Source organism: Pseudorhodoferax aquiterrae (assembly GCF_014652235.1).
Lineage (GTDB): Bacteria > Pseudomonadota > Gammaproteobacteria > Burkholderiales > Burkholderiaceae_C > Pseudorhodoferax > Pseudorhodoferax aquiterrae.
Map to the genome: position 1 here is coordinate 274,881 of NZ_BMYK01000002.1, position 25,419 is coordinate 300,299.

Below are 25,419 nucleotides of genomic sequence, written 5' to 3' on the forward strand. Positions count from 1 at the left end.
CGCCAGCGCCCGGCCTGGCTGGCGGCATGGTACCCAGGCGCCGCGGCCGCGCAGGGAGCCCGCATCGTGCATCCGGTGGATGCCCGCACCGGCCAGGGCCCGCCGGCAGACAGCCCCTAAAATCGCCGCCTTCGCGTTCCCGCCCCGCCGTGCCCGCGCGGCACCGCCTCCCGTCTGGATTTCCCATGAGCGACACCCCCGAACAACCCGGCCTGGCCGAACTGTCCAAGTCCTTTGAACCTGCCGCCCTCGAGGCCTACTGGGGGCCCGAATGGGAGCGCCGCGGCCTCGGCGCCGCGGGCGTGCGCGGCACGGGCGTGCCCGATGCGAACGCGCCCTCCTTCGCGATCCAGCTGCCGCCGCCCAACGTCACGGGCACGCTGCACATGGGCCATGCGTTCAACCAGACCATCATGGACGCGCTGACGCGCCACCACCGCATGGCGGGCTTCAACACGGCCTGGGTGCCCGGCACCGACCACGCCGGCATCGCCACGCAGATCGTGGTGGAGCGCCAGCTGCAGGAGCAGGGCATCAGCCGCCACGACCTGGGCCGCGCCGCGTTCACGGCCAAGGTCTGGGAGTGGAAGCAGCAATCGGGCAACACCATCACCACGCAGATGCGCCGCATGGGCGACAGCGTGGACTGGAGCCGCGAGTACTTCACGATGGACAACAAGCTGTCCAGGGTCGTGACCGACACCTTCGTGAAGCTCTACGAGCAGGGCCTGATCTACCGCGGCAAGCGCCTCGTGAACTGGGACCCCAAGCTGCAGTCCGCCGTGTCCGACCTGGAGGTCGAGAGCGAGGAGAAGGACGGCTCGCTGTGGCACATCGCCTACCCGCTGGCCGACGGCTCGGGCAGCCTCACCGTGGCGACCACGCGGCCCGAGACCATGCTGGGCGACGTGGCCGTGATGGTGCACCCTGAGGACGAGCGCTACACGCATTTGATCGGCAAGACCGTGGTGCTGCCGCTGGTGGGGCGCGAGATCCCCGTCATCGCCGACGACTACGTGGACAAGGCCTTCGGCACGGGCGTCGTGAAGGTGACGCCCGCGCACGACGTGAACGACTATGCCGTGGGCCAGCGCCACAAGCTGCCCATGATCTGCGTGCTGACGCTGCAGGCCACCATCAACGACGAGGCGCCCGAGAAGTACCGCGGCCTGAACCGCTTCGTGGCACGCAAGGCCATCGTGGCCGACCTCGAGGCCATCGGCGCGCTGGTGGAAACCAAGAAGCACAAGCTCACGGTGCCAATCTGCACGCGCACGGGCGAGGTGGTCGAGCCCATGCTGACCGACCAGTGGTTCGTCGCCATGACCAAGGTCTCGGAGCAGGATCCGACCGGCAAGAGCATCGCCCAGAAGGCCATCGACGCCGTCAAGAGTGGCGAGGTGCGCTTCGTGCCCGAGAACTGGGTCAACACCTACGACCAGTGGATGGGCAACATCCAGGACTGGTGCATCAGCCGCCAGCTCTGGTGGGGCCACCAGATCCCGGCCTGGTACGACGAGGACGGCAAGGTCTACGTGGCGCGCAGCGAGGCCGATGCGCAGGCCCAGGCGCCGGGCAAGACACTGCGCCGCGACGAGGACGTGCTGGACACCTGGTATTCCTCGGCGCTGGTGCCGTTCAGCACCATGGGATGGCCGGAGCAGACCGACGCGCCCACCGACGACTACAACCTGTACCTGCCCTCCACCGTGCTCGTGACGGGCTACGACATCATCTTCTTCTGGGTCGCCCGGATGATCATGATGACGACCCACTTCACGGGCCGCGTGCCGTTCAGGCACGTCTACATCCACGGCCTGGTGCGCGATGCGCAGGGCAAGAAGATGAGCAAGTCCGAGGGCAACGTGCTGGATCCGGTGGACCTCATCGACGGCATCGCGCTGGCCCCGCTGCTGGACAAGCGCACCACCGGCCTGCGCAAGCCCGAGACCGCGCCCCAGGTGCGCAAGAACACCGAGAAGGAGTTCCCCGAAGGCATCCCGGCCTACGGCGCGGACGCGCTGCGCTTCACCTTCGCGGCACTGGCCTCGCTGGGCCGCAGCATCAACTTCGACAGCAAGCGCTGCGAGGGCTACCGCAACTTCTGCAACAAGCTCTGGAACGCCACGCGCTTCGTGCTGATGCACTGCGAAGGCCGCGACTGCGGCCTGGCCGAGCACACCAAGGAGCAGTGCCAGCCTGGCGGTGAATTCCACGGCTACATGCGTTTCAGCCAGGCCGACCGCTGGATCAGCTCGGTGCTGCAGCAGGTCGAGGCCGAGATCGCCAAGGGCTTCGCCGAGTACCGCCTGGACAACGTGGCCAATGCGCTCTACGACCTCGTCTGGAACCAGTTCTGCGACTGGTACCTGGAGATTGCCAAAGTGCAGATCCAGACCGGCAGCAAGGCCGAGCAGCGCGCCACGCGGCGCACGCTGATCCGCACGCTGGAGGCCATCCTGCGCCTGGCGCACCCCATCATCCCGTTCATCACCGAAGCGCTCTGGCAGAAGGTGGCCCCGGTGGCCGGCCTGCCCGGCCCCTCGGTCGCCGTGGCGAAGTATCCGCAGGCGCAGCCGGCCAAGATCGACGAGACCGCCATCGCCCACATGGCCAGGCTGCGCGCCGTGGTCGATGCCTGCCGCAACCTGCGTGGCGAGATGAACGTGTCGCCGGCCACCCGGCTGCCGCTCTACGTGGTCGGCGATGCCGAGTTCATGCGCGGCGCAGCCCCGGTGCTGCAGGCCCTGGCCAAGCTGGCCGAGGTCAAGGTGTTCGACGACGAGGCGGCCTGGCAAGCCGCTGCGCAATCGGCCCCCGTGGCCGTCGTCGGCGAGGCGCGTCTGGCGCTGTACGTGGAGGTCGACGCGGCGGCCGAGAAGGCACGCCTGGGCAAGGAAGTGGCCCGCATCCAGGGCGAGATCGCCAAGGCCAATGGCAAGCTCTCCAACGAGGCCTTCGTCGCCAAGGCACCGCCGGCCGTCATCGAGCAGGAGAAGAAGCGGGTAGCCGACTTCGGCGCCACGTTACAGAGGCTTCAAACGCAACTTGTACGATTGGGCTGACAGCAGCGCACCGTTTCGGATGGCATATGCATTGCTTGCCGAGCGGTATGCTGCCGCGTTTTTTGTGCTTCCCAATCCAATAGAAAGCGAATTGCATCACCATGTCCAGCTACCAGAAGACCGTCACCAAAGCCGTTTTCCCCGTTGCCGGTCTCGGCACGCGTTTCCTGCCTGCCACCAAGGCCCAGCCCAAGGAGATGCTGCCGGTGGTGGACAAGCCGCTGATCCAGTACGCGGTCGAAGAGGCCTATGCGGCCGGCATCCGGCAGATGATTTTCGTGACGGGGCGTAACAAGCGCGCGATCGAAGACCACTTCGACACCGCCTACGAACTCGAGAGCGAACTGGAGACTGCTGGCAAGAAGGAACTGCTGGCCCTGGTGCGTTCGGTCGCGCCGGACGACATGTACTGCTCCTTCGTGCGCCAGCCGCGTTCGCTGGGCCTGGGCCATGCCGTGCTGTGCGCCGAGCACCTGGTCGGCAACGAGCCTTTCGGCGTGCTGCTGGCCGACGACCTGATGATCGGCCCGGCCGGGGGCAAGCCCGTGCTGGCGCAGATGACGGACGCCTTCAGCCGCCTGGGCACCTCGCTGCTGGCCGTGCAGGAAGTGCCGCTGGAGCAGGTCCGCCGCTACGGCATCGTGGCCGGCGAGAAGGTCACCAACATCGAAGGCGGCCGACTCACGCGCGTGAGCCACATGGTGGAGAAGCCGGCGCCCGAATCGGCGCCCTCGCGCATGGGCGTGGCGGGCCGCTACATCCTGACGCCGGCGGTGTTCGGCCACATCCGCAACCAGGAGCGCGGCGCCGGCGGCGAAATCCAGCTGACCGACGGCATCGCCGGCCTGCTCAACACCGAGATCGTCCATGCCTTCGAATACGAGGGCAAGCGCTTCGACTGCGGCAGCAAGCACGGCTTCCTGGAAGCCACGGTGGAGCTCGCGCTGCAGCACCCGGAAGTGAACAAGGGCTTCCGCGAGTACCTCAAGGGCCTCGCCATCTGAGCCCCCCGCAACCGGCGCCCGCCCTGGGCGCCGGGGCTCAGCGCCGGCGCAGCACGTGGATGAACTCGGCGCCGACGGTGCTCTGCTGCACCAGCTCGTTGCCGGTCTGCTTGGCGAAGGCCTGGAAGTCGCGCATCGAGCCCGGATCGGTGGCCACCACACGCAGCAGCTTGCCGCTGTCCATGTCGCTCAGCGCTTTCTTGGCCTTGAGGATGGGCAGCGGGCAGTTCAGGCCGCGGGTGTCGATTTCCTTGTCGATGCTGATGTCGGTGTCCATGGGGCTCCTCGCGATGCGGCGGCCGATTCTAGTCAGCGCTCGAGGTACTGCGGCGTGATGCCGCGCGAGAGCAGCCACTTGGCCAGCGCCTGGCCGGTGCCGGCGCGCCAGCACTTCACGTCCTCCAGCGCATAGAGCCGGTAGTCCACGAGCTCGGGCGACAGGCGCACCTCGCCGTGCGCCTGCGCGTGGTAGGCGATGATGACCTGGTTCATGCGCTGGAAGTCGTAGACGCCGACCAGGTCGAGCGCGCTGATCTCGAGCGCCGTCTCCTCCTGGATCTCGCGCCGGATGCCCTCCTCGGGCGATTCGCCGGCTTCCATGAAGCCCGTGATCAGCGCGTACATCTTGCCGGGCCACGCAGCATTGCGCGCCAGCAGCACCTTGCCCTCGTACTCGATGATGGCGGCCAGCACGGGCGTCGGGTTGTTCCAGTGCGTGTAGCTGCAGGAGACGCAGCGCAGGCGCTCCTTGGCGCCGCCGTCCTCCAGCGAGGTGATCCATTCCAGCGGCGTGGCGCACTGCGGACAGAACTTGAAGGGCTGCATGGTGGTCACGCTGGAAAGACGCCGGTGGACAGGTAGCGGTCGCCGCGGTCGCAGACCACGAAGACGATGGTGGCGTTCTGCTCGCGCTGCGCGATCTGCTGCGCGACCCAGCAGGCGCCGGCGGCCGAGATGCCCGCGAAGATGCCTTCCTCGCGCGCGAGCCGGCGGCACATCTCCTCGGCATCGTCCTGGCCCACGTTGACCGTCTCGTCGACGCACGCGGGGTCGTAGATCTTGGGCAGGTATTCCTGCGGCCATTTACGGATGCCCGGGATGCGCGAGCCCTCGCTGGGCTGGGCGCCGATGACCTGGATCGCCGGGTTCTTTTCCTTGAGGAAGCGCGACACGCCCGTGATCGTGCCCGTCGTGCCCATGGCGCTCACGAAATGCGTGATGCGGCCCTGCGTGGCCTCCCACAGCTCCGGCCCGGTGGTTTCGTAGTGGATGCGCGGGTTGTCGGCGTTGGCGAACTGGTCGAGCACGCGGCCCTTGCCGTCGCGCTGCATCTGCTCGGCCAGGTCGCGCGCGTATTCCATGCCTCCGCTCTTGGGCGTCAGCAGCAGTTCGGCGCCGAAGGCCTTCATGGTCTGCGCCCGTTCGATCGACAGGTCCTCCGGCATGATCAACACCATGCGGTAACCCTTGATGGCGGCCGCCATGGCCAGCGCGATGCCGGTGTTGCCCGAGGTGGCTTCGATCAGCGTGTCGCCCGGCCGGATCTCGCCACGCTCCTCGGCGCGCCGGATCATCGATACGGCAGGCCGGTCCTTGACCGAGCCAGCCGGGTTGTTGCCCTCGAGCTTGCCCAGGACGACATTGCCGCGGGCCTTGTTGTCCGCAGCGCCGATGCGCTGCAATGCCACGAGCGGCGTGCGGCCGATGGCGTCTTCAATCGTCGGGTATTGCATGGCTGGACTGTGCCATAATTTCAGGCTGCCCATGGCGGCTATGCCCGGGTGGTGAAATTGGTAGACGCAGGGGACTCAAAAATAGGGACTTCTACGTAGTTCTTGCTTGAGGTCACTGCCTGCCAAGCCGCATGGGACAAGGGATTGAGTGATAAATCGCCTCTTGATCGAGATGCCTGCATTTCGAGCCAGGAGTCAGCTAGGAGCCAGGACGATGCAAGCTGGCTCCCAGTGAGGAGTAGATAGTTGAAGTAGCATCGTGCGTCATGCCCGAGTGGTGAAATTGGTAGACGCAGGGGACTCAGACCAAATTTGAGCCCTCCGGGGGAAACCCCAGAGGTGAAGCCCGTCAAACTCGGCGAAGGCCCTGGACGCAAGTCCGAGCTAATACCGAGCCAAGCCCTGGAGCCGAAAGGCTCCTCGGAAGGTGTAGAGAGCAGACGGCGGGCACCTACGGCCGAAAGGCTATGGTGAAGGCGTGCTCCAGCCCACGAACGCCGTTTCTTCGGAGACGGCGGCGGCGAAAGCCGAAGTGGGAAGAAAATCCCCCGCCGCAAGGCGTGCCGGTTCGATTCCGGCCTCGGGCACCAATTCAAGAGCCGCCTCTGTCAAGCAGAGGCGGCTTTTTCGTTCTTGGTCTGCGTGCGCTTGAATCCTCGATCCCCCGCCATGAAGGTTTCCAGCATGTACGGGATCAGCATCGTGGCATCGACCGCCTCCCCATACGCCTGCGCGTACAGCGCGGCATAGCGGTCAAGGTCGGCTTTCAGGCTGACCGAGCACGCAAAGGTTAGCTTCGTGGACTCCAGCTTGGGCAGCGGCCCCAGCCGCAATTTCTTCGTCGTGCTCATCGCATCGCCCCCCGCTGGAAGAACATCGGCTGGTACGGTCGCAACACCAGATCGCGGTTGACGATGATCCGCACCGGCAGGCCCGGCCGCTCCGTCAAGGTCGGCTGAATGTTCATGTTGCGCCGGGTCATCTCCTGGCCGACCTGATTGATGCTGTCCTGCGCGCTGTCGCGCCCGGCAATCACGATGCGGTTGCCGTTCTGCCGGTTCTCCGGCGCGGCCAGCTCCGCGCCCACGCCCAGCAGTGTCGTCAGCGCCGCACCGGCAAAGACGCGATCCCAGTGCCAATCGACGCCATCCTCCAGGCCGGAGTAGCCGGCCGGGTCGGCGCCCGCGAGGTTGTCGAGCTTCAGCGAAGACGTATCCGGCAAGATAATGCGGTTCCACACCACCTGCACGCGGCTCTGCCCATAGCTCATCTGGCTGTTGTACTTGCCCATGAGGCGCGAGCCCTGAGGGATCAACAGAAACTTGCCCGTGGCCGAGTCGTAGACCGGCTCCGTCACCGTGCCAATCACGTCGCCCGGCAGGTCCGACTTGATGCCTGTCACCAGCGCCCCGGCGATCACCGTCCCGGCCATCATCTGGTACGGCGAGGCTGGCATTTGCAGATTGCCAGAATTGCGGGTTTCCGTAGAACCGCCTTTCAGGAAAGCCTCTTTCTGGTCTTGCCGGTTCTGCACGGCGGTCGGGTCGGCAGGCTGGGCAGCCGTCGAGGCCGGCCCAGCGGCCAGCGGGTCGAAGCCCGCCAAGGTCGATGCCGGGCCAGCCGCTTGCGCAGTCGCTGGCGCTGCGGTCTTGCCGGGCGTACCAGAATGGAAGAACACCGAGGAAGCCGCTGCCGCTTCGGCTTCCTTGCGCCGAGCGTCCTCCGGGTCGTGGCCCGGTGGCGCATACGTGGGTGTCACCGGCTGCTGCGCCTTCACGATGGCAGGGCCGAGATCGCCCGGCAGCGGCGGCCCCAGCTCCGGCACCTTCCGCAGCTTGGAGTAATCCGAAGGCAGGCCATCCAGCCCCTCGGACTTCGAGACGCGATCCACGTTGTAAAGCTCGGTCTGCTCGCCTGCGCCGCGCCGATGTGGCTGCAATGACCAGATCGTGGCCCCTAGCACGGCGACCGACAGGCCGCCCGTGAGCATGGCCAAGGTGCGCCGATTCAGGCGTGTGACCGGGCGCGGCTGGGCGCGCAGCGCCACCGCCTCGGGCGCGACCTTGCCCGCCTGTGGCGTGCCAAGATCGCGAGTGTCGTCCTGGCTCATGGTCAGTTCCTCCGCGTGCCACCGGAAACGCCATCGGTGCGCTCGATCCGCACCACATCGCCCTTGTCTCCGCCCAGGCGCAGTTCGGCCGCACCGAACAGGCGATCCACGATGTAATACGGCGACCGAAAACGGTAGTTCACCAACTGCCCGTCGCCCTGCGCGCCGATGACGAACAGCGGCGGCAGCTCGCCCTGCGCGATGCCCGGCGGGAACTGGATGTAGACCTTCCCGCCGTCATCGAAGGCGCGCAGCGGCTTCCACGGCGGATTGCTGCCGCTGACCGCGTAGCGGAAGCGGATCTTCTCCAGCGACAGGCCGCTATCGACCGGCGCGACGGCGCTGGCCGCTTGCGCCTGGCGCTGCAGGGCCAGCATCTTGTCCTTCGGGTACTCCCAGGACAACGACGCCATCCACGTCTTCTCGGTCGAAGTCAGCTCCAGCAGGTAGGTGCGCCGGCTGGTGGTGATGACTAGGTTGGTCTTCAACCCCGAGCGGATCGGTTTGACCATCACATTGACGCGCAGCGCATCGCCGCTGCCGCTCGACGTGTCCCCGACGATCCAGCGAACCGTGTCGCCAGCAGCCACCGTCACCAGCTCCTCACCAGGCTGGAGCGCGATCACCGTCACGCGGCCCACGGCCGCATAGACCTGATACAGCGCGCCATCTGTGAAGGGCCACACTTGAATCGCGTTGACGTAGCCCTCGCGCGTGGGCGCAATACGCGCCTCGGCGTTGGCGCGAGACACGCGCACGGTTTCATCGGCGGGTTCTGCGACGGACTTGGCATCCGGCACAGGTTTCATCTGCGCTGGCATCGGCAGCACCTGCGGCACAGCCACTACCTCCACAGGCGTAGGCGGCTCCGGCAGCGGCTGGGCCTGCACCGGCTCATCGAGCGAGATGGACGGCGGCGGCTTGCCCTGCGTAGCGCAGCCCGTGAGGGCAAGCAGCATGATCGGCAAGGCGGATTTACGGAAAAGATCATTCATGGTTTTGCTCCTTCGTTCGCTTCCAGTTCGCGGCTCCACGACAGCCCGTTGGCGTAGATGCCCAGGGGGTTTTTGCGCACGCGCTGCTCGGTGCGCGGCGTCTGCTGCACGATGGACACCACGGCGTTCCAGCGTTCGGTGCGATCCAGCGCGCCGTTGACGAAGCGCGTCTCCGTCCAGCGCACGTTGAACGACGTGTCGCTGGCGCGGGTCACGCTGCTGATCTGCACCGTCACCGACTCCTTGCCGATACGCGCGAACGGATCGTTCACGCGGGCGTACTCGTTGAGCACCACGGCGCCTTTGTCGGTCGTGTAGTCATAGGCATCGAGCCAGTTCTGCCGCACCACGATGGGGTCGATGGACAGCGAGCGCACCAGACCGATGAAGCGGCCGAGGTGGTAAGCAATCTGCGCATCGCTGGGCCGGTACGGCGTGGCCGCTTCGCCGACAGCGCGCACCTGACCCGAGTTGTCCACCTCGATGACGTAGGGGGTGACGATGGACTGCGCGGAACGCCAGACCAGGCCACCGGCCATCAGTACGGCCAAAGTGAGGCAGCCGAAGGCCATGAACCGCCAGTTCTTCGCCTGTACGCGGGCCGAGCCGATGCGCTCGTCCCAGGCCTGGGCGGCGGATTGGTACGGGGTAGCAGGCTGCGGTGTGTTGGCATAGCGCACCTGCGGTCTTTTGAATCGCATGGGAGTTCTCCTTCAAGATCAGGAATCGGAATCACGCAGGCTTGGCCCCTGGCTGGAGCTGCCGCCGTCGCCGCCGCGCAGCGTGTGGGCGGCGGTCGTCGCGGCATGGGTGAGTTGCTGCCTGCGGTGCAGGCGCTTGGCCCAGGCGGGTTGTTCGGCAGACGGAGCCGATCCGCTAGCGTCAGGGTCGGCGTGCGCGGCGCCGGAGGCCGGCGCGTCATCGGGCCGAAAGGCCGCCGCCATGCGTTCCTTCATCGACCGCGCCCCATCGGCGACTTTCTGCCCGGCCGCCTGCGCGCCGGTCTTGGCAACATTGCCCACGCCGGCGGCGGCACCCTTCAGGCCGCCACCGGCCGAAGTGGAGCCCGCCTGGTACGTCGACTTGGCGCTGCTGGCGGTCGATGCCATCGAGCGGGCGGCGGCGGGTGCCATGCGTGCCCCGGCCGCCACTGCGCTTCCGACGCCGGTAGCCGCGGCACCGACCGCCACGGCGGTTCCGGCTGCGCCGATGGCAGCACCGGCCATCGCGCCCGCGCCGAGCTGTGGCCCACCGGACACCAAGCCTGTCGCAATGCCCGGCCCAAAGATGCCCAGGGCCAGCATGGACAATGAGGCCAGCATGATGACCAGCGCCTGGTCGATGGACGGCTCGGAACCGGGCGGTATCCTGAATTCGGCGAACAGCCCTGAGCCGATACCCACGACGACGGCGAGCACCAGCACCTTGATGCCCGAGGACACCACGTTGCCCAGCACCTTCTCGGCCATAAACGCTGTCTTGTTCCAGAGGGCAAACGGCACCAGCACGAAGCCCGCCAGCGTGGTCAGCTTGAACTCGATCAACGTGACGAAGAGTTGCACCGCCAGCACGAAGAAGCTGACGATGACCACCAGCCAAGCGAGAAATAGCACGACGATGGGCGCGATGTGGATGAAGACCTCCGGGAAGCCCGCCATCTCCCGGATCTGGTCGAGGATGGGCGCCGCTGCGTCGATACCGGCCTTGGCCAACCGTCCCGGCTGCAGGAAGTTGCCCATGCTCAAGGTCGAGCCGCTGGCCGTCAGGCCCAGCCCGGCGAATGAGCGGAACAGGATGCCCGCCAGGGTGTTGAAATTGCCGATGATGTAGGCGAAGGCACCCACGTACAGCACCTTGCGGATCAGCTTGGCGATCACGTCCTCGCCCTGGCCGGTGGCATGCCCCATCGCCCAGAACAGCCCGGCGAGCGTCATGTCGATGACGATCAACGTTGCGGTCAGGAACGCCACCTCGCCATGCAACAGTCCGAAGCCCGAGTCGATGTAGCGCGAGAAGATGTCGAGGAAGCGGTCAATGACCGAAACGTCGTTCATGGCCTGGCTCCGTCAACGACTGTAGAAATCGACGGACCGCGGCGTGTACGGCGTGCCCTCACCCAGGAAGCGCCGGTTCACCTCGCGGCCCCGCTCCACGGCGGCGGCCTGCCGCGCCAGTTCCAGCGAGCCCGCGCGATCCTGCGTGATCTGCAGCCGCTGCGTTTGGATCGACTGCTTGGCCTGCAGGGCCAGCAACTGGTTCGTGGCCTGCATCGCCTGCAAAGCGCCCACCGCCGATTGGCTCTTGCCCACGAGGTCGGCCAGCACGCCTTCGTCGTCGCTCAGGTTCTGCGATGCCTGAGCCTGCATCTGCATGGTGGTCTGCAGGCCATCGAGCGTGTTCTTCCAGCGTTCCTGCGCGTCGCGGTACATCTGGTTGCCGCTCACGGTGGCGGCGTATTGCTCGGGGTACAGGCGCTGGAATTCCCGATCCAGATTCGTCACGTCATAGGCCAAGCCCTTGGCCTGCGCGATCAGCCGCTGGGTGGTCGCCAGATTGGCGCGCAGCTGGCCGACCACGCTGGATGGCAGACTGGCCAGGTTGCGCGCCTGGTTGATGAGCATCTGCGCTTCGTTCTGGAGCTGCTTGATCTGGTTGTTGATCTGCTCCAGCGTGCGGATCGCGGTCAGCGTGTTCTGCACGAGGTTCGTGGGGTCGATCACGACCCATTGCGCCTGCACGGCGGTAGCGGTGCAAAGCATGGCCGCGACGGCGGCGGCGAGAAGACGCTTTTTCATGATGGGTTCTCCTGGAGATGGGTGGACGGGAACGAGGACAGCAGGTCGGCGGCCCAATTCAGGCCGCGATGGCGCAGCCACGCGGCTACGAACGGGGTGGAAGCGGATGAAGCGGCAGCGAGCACCGCGTCGATGTCGCGCTGGTCTTGCGGCGTGGACGTGCCCGCAAAGGCCAGCGTCGCGGCGCCCAGGTCGAGGTCGAACAGGCGGTTGCCGAGTCGGGATTGGTAGTAGTAGTCGCGCTTGGGCTGCGCGGTCGCCACGATCTCGATCTGGCGCGAGTTCAGCCCGAAGCCTTCGTAGATAACCCTGATCTGCGGCTCGGTCGCCTGTGGGTTGGGCAGGAAGATGCGGCTCGCGCAGCTCTCGATGATTGCGGGCGCGATGCTCGAATCCTTGATGTCCGCCAGGCTCTGCGTGGCGAAGATGACGCTCACGTTCTTCTTGCGCAGCGTCTTGAGCCATTGGCGGATGCGCGCCGCAAACACCGGGTCATCGAGGAACAGCCACGCTTCATCGAGGATCAGCAGCGTGGGCGCACCGTCGAAGCGTTCATCGAAGCGCGCAAAGAGGTAATGCAGCACGGCCATGACGGCGGCCTTGCTGTGCATCAGTTCCTCCATCTCGAAGCACTGCACGGAGCCGGCGCCCAGGCGATCCGAATCCGCATCCAGCAGCTTGCCGTGGGCGCCGCCCAGCACGTACGGCGCGAGCGCCTGGCGCAGCGCATTCGATTGCAGCAGCACCGACAGGCCGGTCATCGTGCGCTGCTCCACCGGCGCACCGGCGAGACTGCCGAGCGCCGACCAGATGGCGGCCTTCTCTTCGGGGCCGACGGCTACACCCTCATGCCGCAAGCGCCCTTCGATCCATTCGGCGGCCCAGGTGCGGTAGCCCTCGCGGTCGATGCGGGCGAGAGGCTGAAACGCGATCTCGCCATCCATCCCGAGGTCGTAGTGCTCGCCACCCAGCCCGAGGATGGTGGCGCGCATCGAGCGTCCCATGTCGAAGGCAAAGATGCGCGAGCCGCGATAGCGCCGAAACTGCATCGCCAATGTGGCGAGCAGCACCGACTTGCCCATGCCCGTAGGACCAGCCACCAGCGTGTGGCCCACGTCGCCGATGTGCGTCACCAGCCGGAACGGCGTCGCGCCCTCAGTGCGCGTGACGATCAGCGGCGGGCCGTCGAGGTGCGCGTTCTTCTCCGGCCCGGCCCATACCGCCGACACCGGCATCAGGTGCGCCAGGTTCAACGTGGAGACAATGGGCTGGCGCACGTTCGCGTAGGCATGACCCGGAATGGACGACAGCCACGCATCCACGGCGTTGAGCGTTTCGGGGATGGTGACGAAGCCACGCCCCTGGATGACGCGCTCCACCCTGCGCAGCTTCTCGTCGGCCACGGCGGCATCCGCGTCCATGACGGTGACGGTCGCTGTCACGTAGCCGAAGGCCACTTGATCGCTGCCCAGCTCCTGCAAGGCGGCATCGGCATCGGTGGCCTTGTTGCTGGCGTCGGTATCGACCAGCGGGCTTTCTTGCTGGAAGATCGTCTCGCGCAGCAGCGCGATGACGTTCTTGCGCTTGGCGAACCACTGGCGGCGCAAGCGCCCCAACTCCCGTTCCGCCTCGGATTTGTCGAGGCACAGAAAGCGCGTGCTCCAGCGATACCCAAATCCCAGGCGGTTGAGGTCGTCCAGAATCCCCGGCCAGGTCGAGGTCGGGAAACCGCGCACCGTCGCCACGCGCAGATGCTGGTCGCCCAGCATCGGTGCCAGGCCGCCGATCAGCGGCGCGTCGGCTAGCAGAGCGTCGAGGTGGAATGGCACCTCGGGCACGCCCACGCGGTAACGCCGCGTTGAAACGGTGGCATGCAGGTAGGTCAGCGTCTGGCTGTCATCGAGCCAGACGATCTCCGGCATCACGCCATCGAGCAGGTCAAAGATGCGATCCGTCTCCGCGACGAAGGCAGTTAGGCGCTCGCGCCAATCCACGCCTTCGGTGGGTCGGTTCTCATAGAGCAGCCCTGCTGCGCGGGCGCGCGACTCCTCGGCCGGCAGGTACACCAGCGTGAGGTGGTAGCCACTCTCGAAATGGTTGCCCGAGTCCTCGAAGGCGGCGCGGCGCTCCTCGTCCACCAGCCAGGACAGCGGCTCAGGAAACTCCGAGTGCGGGTAGCTGGCCGCGGGCCGGCGCTCGGCTTCGATGAACAGCGCCCAGCCCGAGCTCAGGCGGCGCAGCGCGTTGTTCAGCCGCGCCGACGTGGAGATCAACTCGCCCTGCGTCGCGCTGTCGAGGTCAGGCCCCCGAAAGCGCGCCGTGCGCTGGAAGGCGCCATCCTTGTTCAGCACGACGCCCGGCGCGATCAGCCCGGCCCAAGGCAGCCAGTCGGCCAGCAGCGCCGGCCGCTGGCGGTATTCGGCAAGGTTCAGCATGGCATTCCCCTCACACGTCCAGCAGCGGCCGGTGCTTGATGTGGCGCGCGAAGACCTGCATGAACTGCGGATCGACACGCGCACCCCAGACCGCCAGCGCATGGCCGGCGATCCAGAGCACCACGCCCGGAATCCACAGTTGCAGGCCCAAGCCCACGGCGGCGGCCAAGGTGCCATTGGCAATCGCCACTGTGCGCGGCGCGCCGCCCAGCAGGATCGGCTCGGTCAGCGAGCGATGCAGGGGCACCTCGAAACCTGGAGCGAACCCCTGCACGCCATCGTGGGCCGCGTTCATACGACGGCCCCGCCCGAGAAGCTGAAGAACGACAGGAAGAACGAGGACGCGGCAAACGCGATCGACAGACCGAAGACGATCTGGATCAGCTTGCGGAACCCGCCCGAGGTATCGCCGAAGGCCAGCGCCAGGCCCGTGGCGATGGTGATGATGACCGCGATGATCCGGGCCACCGGACCCTGGATCGACTCCAGGATGGATTGCAGCGGCCCCTCCCAGGGCATCGAGGAACCTGCGGCCTGCGCGGTGCCTGCGAGCAGCAGCATCAGCGCCGCGAGCATCAGACCCTGCAGGGCCGGGCGCGCCAAGCCATCCAGCCGCGCGGGGTGGCAGCGCAGGGCAAGCGGGTTTACAGAAATACGGAAAGCAGGAACGATCATCTGCGTCATGGCAGTTCTCCAGGTTGATCAGGGGACACGGAAGAAAGGTCGGACTGCGGCAGCAGCTCCGGGAATGGAGCCTCCAGCGCATCCGCCAGTTGGTAGCCCGAGCCGTCGAAGCCGACGACCCGAGCGATGCTCTCGATGCGGCGCTTGCGTCCGCGCCCGGCAATGTGGATGACCACGTTGACCGCTTCCGCGATCAGCGCACGGGGCGGGTTCACCGCCACTTCGAGAATCAGTTGCTCCAGGCGCAGCAGCGCGCCCAGCGCGGAGCCGGCGTGGATCGTGGCGATGCCGCCGGGGTGGCCGGTGCCCCAGACCTTGATGAGATCCAGTGCCTCGGCGCCGCGCACCTCGCCGACGACCACACGATCCGGGCGCAGGCGCATGGACGAACGCACCAGCTCGGTCATGGACACGACGCCCTGGCGCGTGCGCAGCGGTACGTGATCGCGCGCCGCGCATTGCAGCTCCACCGTGTCTTCGAGCACCAGCACGCGGTCGCCCGTGGCGGCGATTTCGGCCAGCAGCGCATTCGCCAAGGTGGTCTTGCCGGTGCTGGTGCCGCCCGCGATCAGGATGTTCTGGCGCTCGCGCACGGCGCGCACCAGCAAACCAGCCTGTGCGGCGGTCATCATCCCGTCCTCGATGTAGCGCGACAGCGGGATCACACCAAAGGCACGCTTGCGCAAGGCGAAGGCTGGCCCCGGTGCAGCGGGCGGCAGGATGCCCTCGAAGCGTTCGCCGGTCTCGGGCAGCTCTGCCGTCAAAAGCGGCTGGCCGCGATGCACCTCGGCGCCGACGTGGGCGGCCACGAGACGGATGATGCGTTCGCCATCAGCCTCGGACAGCTCCTCGCCCATCGGGGCGCGGCCCGTGGACAGACGATCCACCCAGAGCGTGCGGTCGGGGTTGAGCATGATTTCCACCACGTCCGGGTCTTCGAGCGCGGCGGCGATCAGCGGCCCCATGGCCGTGCGTAGCATCTGAATGCGGCGATCCAGCGAGGTGGCCGTGAAGGAGGAAAGAACGGCGCTCATAAGGCACGCTCCTGGGCATCTGCAGCGGCCGCCGCGCCCTCCGATCGCGTCGGATCGGGGTGCAGTTCCTCCACCACATCCCGCACCAGGCTGCGCCCGCGCAGCAAATGCCGTCCGAGCTGTTCGACGAACTGCTCGAAGCGGGCCTTGCCCTGGGCGCGAGCGGCGTCCTGATGGGCCTCGGGCACGGGCGTGCTCACAGTGAGGAAATAGCGGATGAACAGCGCCAATGTTTCGATGGCAATGTTCTGGTCGCGCTCCAGACGCTCGGCGTGGCGCGACAGGCGATCCAGTCGCTTGGCAATCGCCGCCTCGCGCTGGTCGGCCGCATCGGGCGACAGCCAGGAGGCCAGGGCCGCCGCGACGATGCTGGACTTGGACACGCCCTTCTTGGCGGCCAGTTCATCGAGCCGCTTGCTGTGCTCCGGCTGGATGAACACATTGAGGCGGTGTTGGGTCATAGGTCGATTCCGTCGTCAGGGTCAAGGGAAGCCAGCCGGGCCGTGCGCTGCAGGGCCGGGTCGAGCTGGCGAGGAAGGGGAAGCTGCATGTCATCGTCATCGAGCAGCCCGAGGTCGGCTGCAGGCGCAGCCAGGTCGGGGTCGTAGGCGGCGGCTTCGGAGAGTTCGGGTTGGCGACGCGGGCCGCCGTCGTCAGCGGCAGAGGGGAAGCCTTCAACGGCTTCGGTTGCAGGCGCCACCGGAACGGGAGGAACCGTCAGCCCGCTCCAGTCGTCGGGCCGTAAGGGAGGCACGTCGGCGTAGCGCCCCGCAACGAGTACAGGAGGCGGCAGCACGCGCCGCTGGAAGTTCGCGTCAGAGTAGTAGCGCAGCTTCTTGGCCTTGATCGGCGCGACGCTGGAAACCATCACCACCGCCTCATCGGGCGGCAGCTGCATCACCTCGCCCGGCGTGAGCAGCGGGCGGGCGGTTTCTTGTCTCGACACCATTAGGTGCCCCAGCCACGGTGCGAGTCGATGTCCCGCGTAGTTGCGCTGCGCGCGCAGCTCGGTAGCGGTGCCAAGGGTTTCGGAAATCCGCTTGGCCGTGCGCTCGTCGTTGGTGGCGAACGTCACGCGCACATGGCAGTTGTCGAGGATGGAATGGTTCTGGCCGTAGGCTTTGTCGATCTGATTGAGCGACTGCGCGATCAGGAAGCTGCGGATGCCGTAGCCCGCCATGAAGGCCAGCGCCGTCTCGAAGAAGTCCAGGCGCCCAAGCGCCGGGAATTCATCGAGCATCAGCAACAGCTTGTGACGGCGCTGGATGCCATCGCTGCCATCGAGTGATTCCGTCAGCCGCCGCCCGATTTGGTTGAGGATCAGGCGGATCAGCGGTTTGGTGCGGCTGATGTCCGAAGGCGGCACCACGAGATACAGCGACACGGGATGCTCGGCCGCGATCAGGTCGGCAATGCGCCAGTCGCAGCGCGAGGTGACTTCGGCCACCGTGGGGTCTCGGTACAGGCCGAGGAATGACATGGCGGTGCTCAACACGCCGGAACGCTCGTTGTCCGATTTGTTCAGGACTTCACGCGCTGCCGATGCCACCACCAGATGCGGTCCATCGCCGATGTGCGGCGTGGTCATCATCCGATGCAGGGTAAGCTCGAAGGGACAGGCCGGGTCGCTGAGGAAGTTGGCGACACCGCGCAGCGTCTTGTCTTCGCCTGCGTAGAGCACATGCAGGATGGCCCCAACCAGCAGCGCATGCGAGGTCTTCTCCCAATGGTTGCGCCGCTCCAGTGCTCCTTCGGGATCGACCAGAATGTCTGCGATGTTCTGCACGTCGCGCACTTCGTGCGCGCCGCGCCTCACCTCCAGCAGCGGGTTGTAGGCCGCCGACTTCGCATCGGTCGGGTTGAACAGCAGGCAGTGCGAGAAGCGCGAGCGCCAGCCAGCGGTGATGCTCCAGTTCTCGCCCTTGATGTCGTGAATGACGGCCGATGCGGGCCAGCTCAACAAGGTGGGCACCACTAGGCCCACGCCCTTGCCCGAGCGGGTAGGCGCGAAGGTCAGAACATGCTCCGGGCCTTCGTGCCGCAGGTACTGCTGGCGATGCAGGCCAAGGAATACGCCCGCAGACCGGTCAAGACTCGCCTTGTGGATGTCCTCCGCATTGGCCCAGCGCGCCGTGCCGTAGGTCGTGACCAGCTTGGACTGGCGCGAGCGCCAGATCGACATGCCGACGGCAACCACCACCGCGATCAGGCCGCTGCCTGCGGCAATGGCACCGCCCACGTCGAATACATGCGGCGCGTAGGCGTCGAAGAAGAACCACCACTCGAACAGGCGCCAGGGGTGATAGACCGGCGTGCCGAGGAAATCGAACCAGGGCGAACCCAGGCGTAGCTGGTAGCCCAGCGCCGCTGCTGTCCATTGCGTGGCGCTCCATACGCCAGCGATCACGATGCCGAAGACAACGGCAATCTGACCGAACAGCACGTTCGTTCCTTGCATTGGCCAACCTCCCGCTACGGCACAGGGACATGCCGTAGTGCCGAGGATCAAGGCGAGCGTGCAGGTCGGTCAAAGACCGTTATAGCGGGGATTCAGGCCAAAATGGCCAGACTTCTTGCTGTGGCGAAGGCAATAAAAATGCCGCATGCGCGAGCGCGCTGCGGCGTGATGAGGTAACAGCAAGAACTCTGTCGCGGCCAGGCGACGGCGCGGGGCGCTATTTGGATTGCTGTTCCGGCCGATCGCCGAAGAAACGCCGGTTGGCGGCTTCGGCCGCACGGCGGCAGAGTTCTTCTCCTGCCTTCGCGCGGTCTTCCTTGCACAGGCGCTGGACTTCTTTGAGGCGCTCGGGATGGGCAACGAGGAAGTCCACGGTTTCCGTCGGTTGGGATGGTCCACAGCCCGTCAGTGCGGCAACCATCAGCAGCGGCAGGAATCGGGTCATGGCTTGGGTCCTTTCAGCAGGTGGATCAGGAGTCCTCGGCGGCGCTGGAGCCATCCGCCGAATCAATGGAGGCCACTCGTTCGATGAACCGGGCCAGCATTTCGGAGGGCTCCACGTCACGGTGCAGCAGATACGTGGCCAGCATCTGCGGCTTGCCCGCCAAGCGCCGGGCCACAACACCTGGCCCACGGCCGGATGCAATGTGCGCGGCGCCCGCCAAACCGAGCGCCAATCCGGCTGAGACCAAGGTCATCATCACCTCATAGGACGCCACGCGCTGGGCGATCAGTGGCTGTTGCTCGTAGCGCTGCAAAACGCGATCAACTTGGCGTGCATGGCCTTCGCATATCGCCGGATCGCATAGCGCCAGCGGATAGCGCAACACTTCTTCCAACGGCACGTGCTTGTGGGCCAGAACAGGATGGCGAGCTGGGACCGCCACCATCAGTTCGTCTTCCCATGCAGGCCTGACCACAATGCCGTCGCCCACCTCTTCGGCCATCGAAAAGCCGACGTCATACAGGTCATCGTGCAGACCCTTGATCTGTTGATCCAACGGCACCTCAAATAGCCGAACATCAATCTCTGGATCTTCCGCTCGGCACTGTGCCAGCAGCGTCGGCATTCGCGAGGGCGTGATGCCATCGGACAAAGCGATGCGCAACTGTCGCTGAAACCCACTGGCGGCGGACTTGACGCCGTCACACGCCTGTTTCAGAGCTTCGAAGATTCGCGGCACCCGCTCCAGGAATGCCATTCCGGCAAAGGTCAGGCGGGTGCTTCGCGTGGTTCGCGTGAACAGTTGCGCCCCGAGCTCTTCCTCTATCTCCTTGATGGTGCGCGACAAAGGGGACTGATCGATGTGCAGCTTTTCCGCTGCGCGGCCGAAGTGAAGTTCTTCGGCCACCGCTATAAAGCAACGTAAATGCCGAAGCTCCATGGTGTATCTCATCCAATTTAAAAGGCCTTGACGAATTCCGGCACAACTGCGAAAAGGTCCGCCTCCAGCCCGTAGTCGGCCACGCTGAAGATCGGGGCCTCGGGGTCCTTGTTGATCGCCACGATCACCTTGGAGTCCTTCATGCCGGCCAGGTGCTGGATGGCGCCCGAGATGCCGGCGGCAATGTACAACTGCGGCGCGACGATCTTGCCCGTCTGGCCCACTTGCAGGTCGTTGGGGGCGTAGCCCGCATCCACGGCAGCACGGCTGGCGCCGATGGCAGCGCCCAGCTTGTCGGCCAGGGGGGTGATGACTTCGTCGAACTTTTCCTTGCTGCCCAGCGCACGGCCACCAGACACGATGATCTTGGCGGCGGTGAGTTCGGGGCGGTCGCTCTTGGCGATCTCGCTGCCCACGTAGCTGCTCTTGCCAGCGTCGGCGGCCGCAGCAGCGGTTTCGACAGCGGCGCTGCCACCCGTGGCGGCGGCGGCGTCAAAGCCGGTGGTGCGCACGGTGATGACCTTCACGGCATCAGCAGACTGCACGGTGGCGATGGCGTTGCCGGCGTAGATGGGGCGCTCGAAGGTATCGGCGGAGATGACCTTGGTGATGTCGCTGATCTGGGCGACGTCGAGCTTGGCAGCCACGCGCGGGGCCACGTTCTTGCCGCTGGCGGTGGCGGGGAACAGGATGTGGCTGTAGTTGCCGGCACCACTGCCATGGAGTGCCAGCACCTGGGCGGCCACGTTCTCGGCGAGGCCGTGGGCCAGGCTGGCGCCGTCGGCGTGGATGACCTTGGCAACGCCGGCGATCTGGCTGGCTTGCTGTGCGGCAGCGCCGGCGTTGTGGCCGGCCACCAGCACGTGCACGTCGCCGCCGCAGGCTGCGGCGGCCGTCACGGTGTTGAGCGTCGCGCCCTTGATGGTCGCGTTGTCGTGTTCAGCGATTACGAGTACGGTCATGTCAGATCACCTTCGCTTCGTTCTTGAGTTTCTCGACCAGGGCGGCCACGTCGGCCACCTTCACGCCGGCGCCGCGCTTGGCGGGTTCGCTGACCTTCAAGTTCTTCAGGCGCGGGGCCACGTCCACGCCGAGGTCTTCGGGCTTGACGGTGTCCAGCGGCTTTTTCTTGGCCTTCATGATGTTGGGCAGCGTGACGTAGCGCGGCTCGTTCAGGCGCAGGTCGGCGGTGATGACGGCGGGCAGCGTAAGGCTGAGGGTTTCCAGGCCGCCGTCCACTTCGCGGGTCACGGCTGCCTTGTCGCCGGCGATCTCGACCTTGGAGGCGAAGGTGGCTTGCGGCAGGTCGGCCAGCGCCGCCAGCATCTGGCCGGTCTGGTTGCAGTCGTCGTCGATGGCCTGCTTGCCCAGGATCACGAGGCCGGGCTGTTCATTGTCGATCAGGGCCTTGAGCAGCTTAGCCACGGCCAGCGGCTGCAGTTCTTCATTGGTCTCGACCAGGATGCCGCGGTCGGCACCGATGGCCATGGCGGTGCGCAGCGTCTCCTGGCATTGGGACACGCCGCACGAGACGGCGACGATCTCCGTTGCCGCGCCTTTCTCCTTGAGCCGCACAGCCTCTTCGACGGCAATCTCGTCGAAGGGGTTCATGCTCATTTTGACATTGGCGATGTCCACGCCGCTGCCATCGCTCTGGACGCGGACCTTGACGTTGTAGTCAACCACCCGCTTGACGGGAACCAGGATTTTCATGGGAGGGTTTCCTTTCAGGATCATTCAGAGTTGATCATCCGCCAGGGCCAGCGTGCTGGCGGCGCCGCCCGTGACGATGTCGCGCAACATCGGCGCCTGCACTAGGACATGCGCTGCGTAGTGGCTGGCCGTGGCACGCTTGGCGCCGAGAAAGCCCGCATCGCCAGATCTCGCCGCGAGTTGCGCAGTGGCGGCTTCGGCCATGCGCGCCGACAGCCAGCCGCCGATCACCGTGCCCGCCAGCCGCAAGAAGGGCACGGCGCCCGCCGCGCACTGCGCGGGTTGGTCGTCGTGGGCCAGCAGCCAGTCGGCCGCGTCCCCCAGCGCACGCGCCGAAGCCGCTAACACGCCGCCGATCTGCGCCAGCGCGGCATCGGGCATCTCGGCCAACCGGCGCGCATCGCCGTCGATGCGGCCCAGCAGTGCCTTCAGCGTGCGCCCGCCCTCGCGCGCCAGCTTGCGGCCAATCAGGTCGTTGGCCTGGATGCCCGTCGTGCCTTCGTAGATGGTCGTGATGCGCGCGTCGCGCAAGTGCTGTGAGGCGCCGGTTTCCTCGACGTAACCCATGCCGCCATGCACCTGCACACCATCGGACGTGATGCCCTGTGCGCTGTCGGTGCACCAGCCCTTGACCACCGGGATCAGCAGGCCGACCAGGGCCAGCGCCTGCTCGCGCTCTTGCGCGTCGGCGTGGCCTGCGGCGCGGTCCATCTGGCCGGCGCAGAAATAGGCCAATGCGCGCATGGCCTCGGTGCGGGCCTTCATGTCCATCAGCATGCGCCGCACGTCCGGGTGGCCGGCGATGGTGGTGCTGCCGCTGAGCAGTGGCTTGCCCTGCACCCGCTCCAGCGCGTAGGCGCGTGCGCGCTGGTAGGCGCGCTCGGCGATGCCCACGCCTTCAAGGCCGACGTTCAGCCGCGCATGGTTCATCATCGTGAACATGCAGGCCAGCCCCTGGTTCGGCTCGCCGACCAGGTAGCCGATCGCGCCCCCGCAGTCGCCAAAGCTCATCGACGCCGTGGGGCTGCCGTGGATGCCCATCTTGTGCTCGATGGAGGTGCAGGCCAGGTCGTTGCGTTCGCCCAGGGAGCCGTCGTCGTTGACCAGGTACTTCGGGCACAGGAACAGCGAGATGCCTTTCACGCCGGGCGGTGCATCGGGCAGGCGCGCCAGCACGAGGTGGACGATGTTCTCGGCCATGTCGTGCTCGCCCCAGGTGATGAAGATCTTGTTTCCGCTGACGCGGTAATGGTCGCCTTCGGGCACGGCGCGACTGCGCAGCGCGGCCAAGTCGGAGCCTGCTTGGGGCTCGGTGAGGTTCATGGTGCCGGTCCAGCGGCCCGCGACCATGGGCTCCAGGAAGCGGCGCTTGAGTGCGTCGCTGCCATGGTGCGCAATGGCTTCCACCGCGCCCAGCGTGAGCATCTGGCACAGGCTGAACGCGAGGTTGGACGACTTCCACATCTCCAGCACGGCTGTGGACACCAGCGTGGGCAGGCCCTGGCCGCCCCATTCGGTGGCAGCGGGCATGCCGTTCCAGCCGTTCTCGCAGAAGCTGGCCCAGGCTTCGCGAAAGCCATCGGCTGGCGTGACCTGGCCGTCGTGCCAGCGCGCGCCCTGCACGTCGCCGGTGCGGTTCAGCGGATCAAGCACGCCGGTGGCGTAGTGGGCAGCCTCCTGCAGGATGGCCTCGACCAGGTCGGGCGTGGTTTCTTCATGGCCCGGCTGGGCACAGATCGCATCCAGGCCTCCGACTTCCTTCATCGTGAACAGCATGTCGCGCAAGGGCGCGGCGTAGGTAGACATTGCTTACTCCTCTTTGTGGGTTCAACCCGTCTGCCCCATAGGGCATACATCCATGCATGACCCTACCCACCAGGACAAGGCCCGGTCGATCAACCGCTTCAGGGCGGCTGAATTTCTCAGGCGGCTTACGACGCGATTAGTTGGTATGACAAGATTTCTAGAAGCCGCTGAAGCGTGTGAAGTTCTCGACCGGCTCACGCTCGGTGCGCACGCGGTTCACCACGGCCGCCGGGTCGGCATAGCCCAGTGCCATGCCGCACAGGACCATCTGCCCGTCCGGGATTTGCAGGGCTTCAGCCAGAAGGCGCGGGTAAAGGGTCCACGCCATCTGCGAACAGGTATCCAGGCCTCGTGCGCGGGCCGCCAGCATGATGTTCTGTAAGAACATCCCGTAGTCCACCCAACTGCTCTGCACCATGCGCCGGTCCAAGGTGAAGATCAAACCGACCGGCGCATCGAAGAAGGCAAAGTTGCGTGCATGTTGAGCGCGCATGGCATCCGTATCTCCCTTGGAGATTCCGACTGCGGCATAAAGAGCGAAACCGCACCGACGCCGCCTGGTCAGGTAGGGCTCGAAGAACTCGGCCGGGTAGATGTCGTATTCGGACTGGTGCTCTCCCTCTTCATGGTGAAAGGCGTGCAATACACGGTCGCATAGGCGCTTCCTCGCCTCGCCCGCCACGGCAATGACATGCCACGGCTGGGTGTTGGTGCCACTGGGCGCGCTGGCTGCCACCGACAGAATCTGGGCCACCGCTTCTTGCGACACCGGGGTCGGCAGAAAGGCGCGCACGGAACGACGTTCGCGCATCACCGCATCAATCAGCATGTTGCGCAAAGGCACGGCGCAGACAGACATTCACTCTCTCCTGGTTGCTGGGCTATTCGGGTGAGCACACCGACATGCCGTTGCCGAAGAAGCATTCATGCGAATGCATCGATGCCGAACGTCCACGGGTCGTCCCTGGGTGTGCTACCAAGCGGTATTCTGGGCACTCGGCACATACGCGTCTTGCCCGCCAGTGCATGGCGAGTTGACTTTGTATGCACAAGGCAAAATCCGGTTGACCGCAGCCGGACGCTACATCGTTAGCGGGCCGTTTTCTTGGTGTAATTTCGGATTCAGCGCCAGCTATCGTTGCTCCCTTTGACCATGTTGAAACCCGTCGTCACTGTTCCTGTTTTTGCCGTGCATGGCCTGCTCGACGGCGCGCGCAGCAAAGGACTGGCCACCGAGTCCTGGCTGGATGGCGTTCTGGCGCAGGCCCGCATCGCCGAGTCGCTGCTGCATCTGGAGCAGTCGCGTGTGACCATAGAGCAATACATCGCACTCTTCAGTGCCGTGAAGAACAGCTTGGACGACGAATGCCTAGGCCATCTACACGGTCGGCCGTTGCGCTGCGGCAGCTTTGCGCTGATGGCTCGCTCTACGCTCGGGGCCAAGACGCTGGCAGCCGCCTTGCAGCGCGTGAGTGCATCCTTCGCCCTGCTGCAGGACGACGTGGCGCTTGTGCCCGTCTCTGATGGCTTGCTCAAGGGTGCTGCTCTGGACGTGCGCCACGCCCTGGGCAAACATTCAGACTTCCTGCACGGGCTGCTGTTGCGCGTTTTCTGGCGTCTGCTGGTATGGCTGCACGGCGGCCGACTGGTGCCCAGAGGGCTCGATTTTGCCTTCGAGCCACCGCCGCGTGCCGCAGACTATGCCCAAATCTTCTCGGGCACGTTGCGGTTCGGGCAGGCGCGGTCGGCGGTCTGGTTCGAGGCATCCGCATTCACGCAGCCGATGCGCCGTGACACCGCCGCGCTCCAGACCTTTTTGCGTGCCACACCGGGCAACCTGATCGGCCCGCGTCTAATCGAGCGGACAGCCAGCGCGCGGGTGCGCGCGCTATTGCAGCAAGCGTGCCCGGAGTGGCCCGATCTGACTGTCGCCGCGCAGCGCTTGCACATGTCGGTCAGCGCACTGCAGCGGCATCTGGCCGTGGAGGGCAAGTCCTTTCAGGTGCTGAAGGACGAGTTACGGCGCGACATGGCGATCGTTCGGTTGACCAGCACCGATGCCGCGCTGAGCGCCATCGCCGCCGAGTTGGGGTTCGCCGACGGCACCGCCTTCCAGCGGGCCTTCAAGTCATGGACCGGCAGCACGCCAGGCGTCTATCGTTCGCGCACCCAAAAAACGTAGCGCTGCTTCGACGCGGTCGC

General features: G+C 66.1%; 24 protein-coding genes. 3 read left to right on the forward strand and 21 right to left on the reverse strand.

Going from position 1 to position 25,419, the window contains the following annotated elements; all coding sequences use genetic code 11:
- Positions 1-185 precede the first annotated feature (185 nt).
- Both IE209_RS03840 and galU read left to right on the forward strand, forming a co-directional pair.
- A complete protein-coding gene (locus IE209_RS03840; protein ID WP_189685705.1) occupies positions 186-3,065 on the forward strand; it encodes a valine--tRNA ligase in 2,880 nt (959 codons plus the stop codon).
- Positions 3,066-3,166: 101 nt separating this feature from the next.
- A complete protein-coding gene (gene galU / locus IE209_RS03845; RefSeq protein WP_189685706.1) occupies positions 3,167-4,069 on the forward strand; it encodes a UTP--glucose-1-phosphate uridylyltransferase GalU in 903 nt (300 codons plus the stop codon).
- A 37-nt stretch (positions 4,070-4,106) separates the two neighbouring features.
- On the opposite strand, the gene IE209_RS03850 is transcribed toward galU, so the two are convergent.
- The 21 genes from IE209_RS03850 to IE209_RS03950 all read right to left on the reverse strand — a co-directional run bounded on the left by IE209_RS03850 (position 4,107) and on the right by IE209_RS03950 (position 24,076).
- The gene (locus tag IE209_RS03850; protein ID WP_189685912.1) at positions 4,107-4,334 is read right to left on the reverse strand and encodes a sulfurtransferase TusA family protein; all 228 of its coding nucleotides are present in this window, start codon (positions 4,332-4,334) and stop codon (positions 4,107-4,109) included.
- A 44-nt stretch (positions 4,335-4,378) separates the two neighbouring features.
- On the reverse strand, positions 4,379-4,894 hold the full coding sequence (locus tag IE209_RS03855; RefSeq protein ID WP_189685707.1) for an NUDIX hydrolase: 516 nt from the start codon (positions 4,892-4,894) through the stop codon (positions 4,379-4,381).
- Positions 4,895-4,899: 5 nt separating this feature from the next.
- Positions 4,900-5,802 carry a cysteine synthase CysM gene (gene cysM, locus IE209_RS03860; RefSeq protein ID WP_189685708.1) on the reverse strand — a complete coding sequence of 301 codons (903 nt, stop codon included), beginning with the start codon at positions 5,800-5,802 and terminating at the stop codon, positions 4,900-4,902.
- A gap of 608 nt (positions 5,803-6,410) precedes the next feature.
- Positions 6,411-6,653: a DUF2274 domain-containing protein gene (locus IE209_RS03865; protein WP_016452507.1), complete on the reverse strand. Its 243-nt coding sequence runs from the start codon at positions 6,651-6,653 to the stop codon at positions 6,411-6,413.
- The gene (locus IE209_RS03870; RefSeq protein WP_016452508.1) at positions 6,650-7,912 is read right to left on the reverse strand and encodes a TraB/TrbI/VirB10 family type IV secretion system protein; all 1,263 of its coding nucleotides are present in this window, start codon (positions 7,910-7,912) and stop codon (positions 6,650-6,652) included. Before IE209_RS03870 ends, IE209_RS03865 begins: the two co-directional genes overlap by 4 nt.
- Before the next feature lie 2 nt (positions 7,913-7,914).
- The gene (gene trbG / locus IE209_RS03875) at positions 7,915-8,907 is read right to left on the reverse strand and encodes a P-type conjugative transfer protein TrbG (protein WP_016452509.1); all 993 of its coding nucleotides are present in this window, start codon (positions 8,905-8,907) and stop codon (positions 7,915-7,917) included.
- A complete protein-coding gene (gene trbF, locus IE209_RS03880; RefSeq protein WP_016452510.1) occupies positions 8,904-9,608 on the reverse strand; it encodes a conjugal transfer protein TrbF in 705 nt (234 codons plus the stop codon). Before trbF ends, trbG begins: the two co-directional genes overlap by 4 nt.
- A gap of 18 nt (positions 9,609-9,626) precedes the next feature.
- On the reverse strand, positions 9,627-10,961 hold the full coding sequence (gene trbL / locus IE209_RS03885; protein ID WP_016452511.1) for a P-type conjugative transfer protein TrbL: 1,335 nt from the start codon (positions 10,959-10,961) through the stop codon (positions 9,627-9,629).
- A 12-nt stretch (positions 10,962-10,973) separates the two neighbouring features.
- Positions 10,974-11,702, reverse strand: coding sequence for a P-type conjugative transfer protein TrbJ (gene trbJ / locus IE209_RS03890; RefSeq protein ID WP_016452512.1), 729 nt, complete (start codon positions 11,700-11,702; stop codon positions 10,974-10,976).
- A complete protein-coding gene (gene trbE, locus IE209_RS03895; RefSeq protein WP_016452513.1) occupies positions 11,699-14,137 on the reverse strand; it encodes a conjugal transfer protein TrbE in 2,439 nt (812 codons plus the stop codon). Before trbE ends, trbJ begins: the two co-directional genes overlap by 4 nt.
- Before the next feature lie 10 nt (positions 14,138-14,147).
- Positions 14,148-14,432 (reverse strand): VirB3 family type IV secretion system protein, encoded by a 285-nt coding sequence (locus tag IE209_RS03900; protein WP_016452514.1) that lies wholly within the window; start codon positions 14,430-14,432, stop codon positions 14,148-14,150.
- Positions 14,429-14,821 (reverse strand): TrbC/VirB2 family type IV secretion system protein, encoded by a 393-nt coding sequence (locus tag IE209_RS03905; RefSeq protein WP_189685709.1) that lies wholly within the window; start codon positions 14,819-14,821, stop codon positions 14,429-14,431. The genes IE209_RS03900 and IE209_RS03905 overlap by 4 nt, the downstream gene beginning before the upstream one ends.
- The gene (gene trbB, locus IE209_RS03910) at positions 14,818-15,855 is read right to left on the reverse strand and encodes a P-type conjugative transfer ATPase TrbB (RefSeq protein ID WP_016452516.1); all 1,038 of its coding nucleotides are present in this window, start codon (positions 15,853-15,855) and stop codon (positions 14,818-14,820) included. The genes IE209_RS03905 and trbB overlap by 4 nt, the downstream gene beginning before the upstream one ends.
- Complete coding sequence (locus tag IE209_RS03915) at positions 15,852-16,316, reverse strand: hypothetical protein (RefSeq protein ID WP_016452517.1); 465 nt, start codon at positions 16,314-16,316, stop codon at positions 15,852-15,854. The genes trbB and IE209_RS03915 overlap by 4 nt, the downstream gene beginning before the upstream one ends.
- The gene (locus IE209_RS03920) at positions 16,313-18,313 is read right to left on the reverse strand and encodes a conjugal transfer protein TraG (protein ID WP_016452518.1); all 2,001 of its coding nucleotides are present in this window, start codon (positions 18,311-18,313) and stop codon (positions 16,313-16,315) included. The genes IE209_RS03915 and IE209_RS03920 overlap by 4 nt, the downstream gene beginning before the upstream one ends.
- A 217-nt stretch (positions 18,314-18,530) precedes the next feature.
- Complete coding sequence (locus IE209_RS03925; protein WP_016452519.1) at positions 18,531-18,758, reverse strand: EexN family lipoprotein; 228 nt, start codon at positions 18,756-18,758, stop codon at positions 18,531-18,533.
- 25 nt (positions 18,759-18,783) lie between these two features.
- Complete coding sequence (locus IE209_RS03930) at positions 18,784-19,698, reverse strand: LysR family transcriptional regulator (protein WP_016452520.1); 915 nt, start codon at positions 19,696-19,698, stop codon at positions 18,784-18,786.
- Positions 19,699-19,715: 17 nt separating this feature from the next.
- Complete coding sequence (locus tag IE209_RS03935) at positions 19,716-20,660, reverse strand: electron transfer flavoprotein subunit alpha/FixB family protein (protein WP_026382503.1); 945 nt, start codon at positions 20,658-20,660, stop codon at positions 19,716-19,718.
- A gap of 1 nt (position 20,661) precedes the next feature.
- Positions 20,662-21,411: an electron transfer flavoprotein subunit beta/FixA family protein gene (locus tag IE209_RS03940; protein ID WP_026382504.1), complete on the reverse strand. Its 750-nt coding sequence runs from the start codon at positions 21,409-21,411 to the stop codon at positions 20,662-20,664.
- 24 nt (positions 21,412-21,435) lie between these two features.
- On the reverse strand, positions 21,436-23,217 hold the full coding sequence (locus tag IE209_RS03945) for an acyl-CoA dehydrogenase (RefSeq protein WP_016452523.1): 1,782 nt from the start codon (positions 23,215-23,217) through the stop codon (positions 21,436-21,438).
- A 157-nt stretch (positions 23,218-23,374) separates the two neighbouring features.
- Positions 23,375-24,076 (reverse strand): nitroreductase, encoded by a 702-nt coding sequence (locus tag IE209_RS03950; protein ID WP_016452524.1) that lies wholly within the window; start codon positions 24,074-24,076, stop codon positions 23,375-23,377.
- A 294-nt stretch (positions 24,077-24,370) separates the two neighbouring features.
- On the opposite strand from IE209_RS03950, the gene IE209_RS03955 reads away from it, so the two are divergent.
- Positions 24,371-25,399 (forward strand): AraC family transcriptional regulator, encoded by a 1,029-nt coding sequence (locus tag IE209_RS03955; protein ID WP_016452525.1) that lies wholly within the window; start codon positions 24,371-24,373, stop codon positions 25,397-25,399.
- Positions 25,400-25,419: the final 20 nt, after the last annotated feature.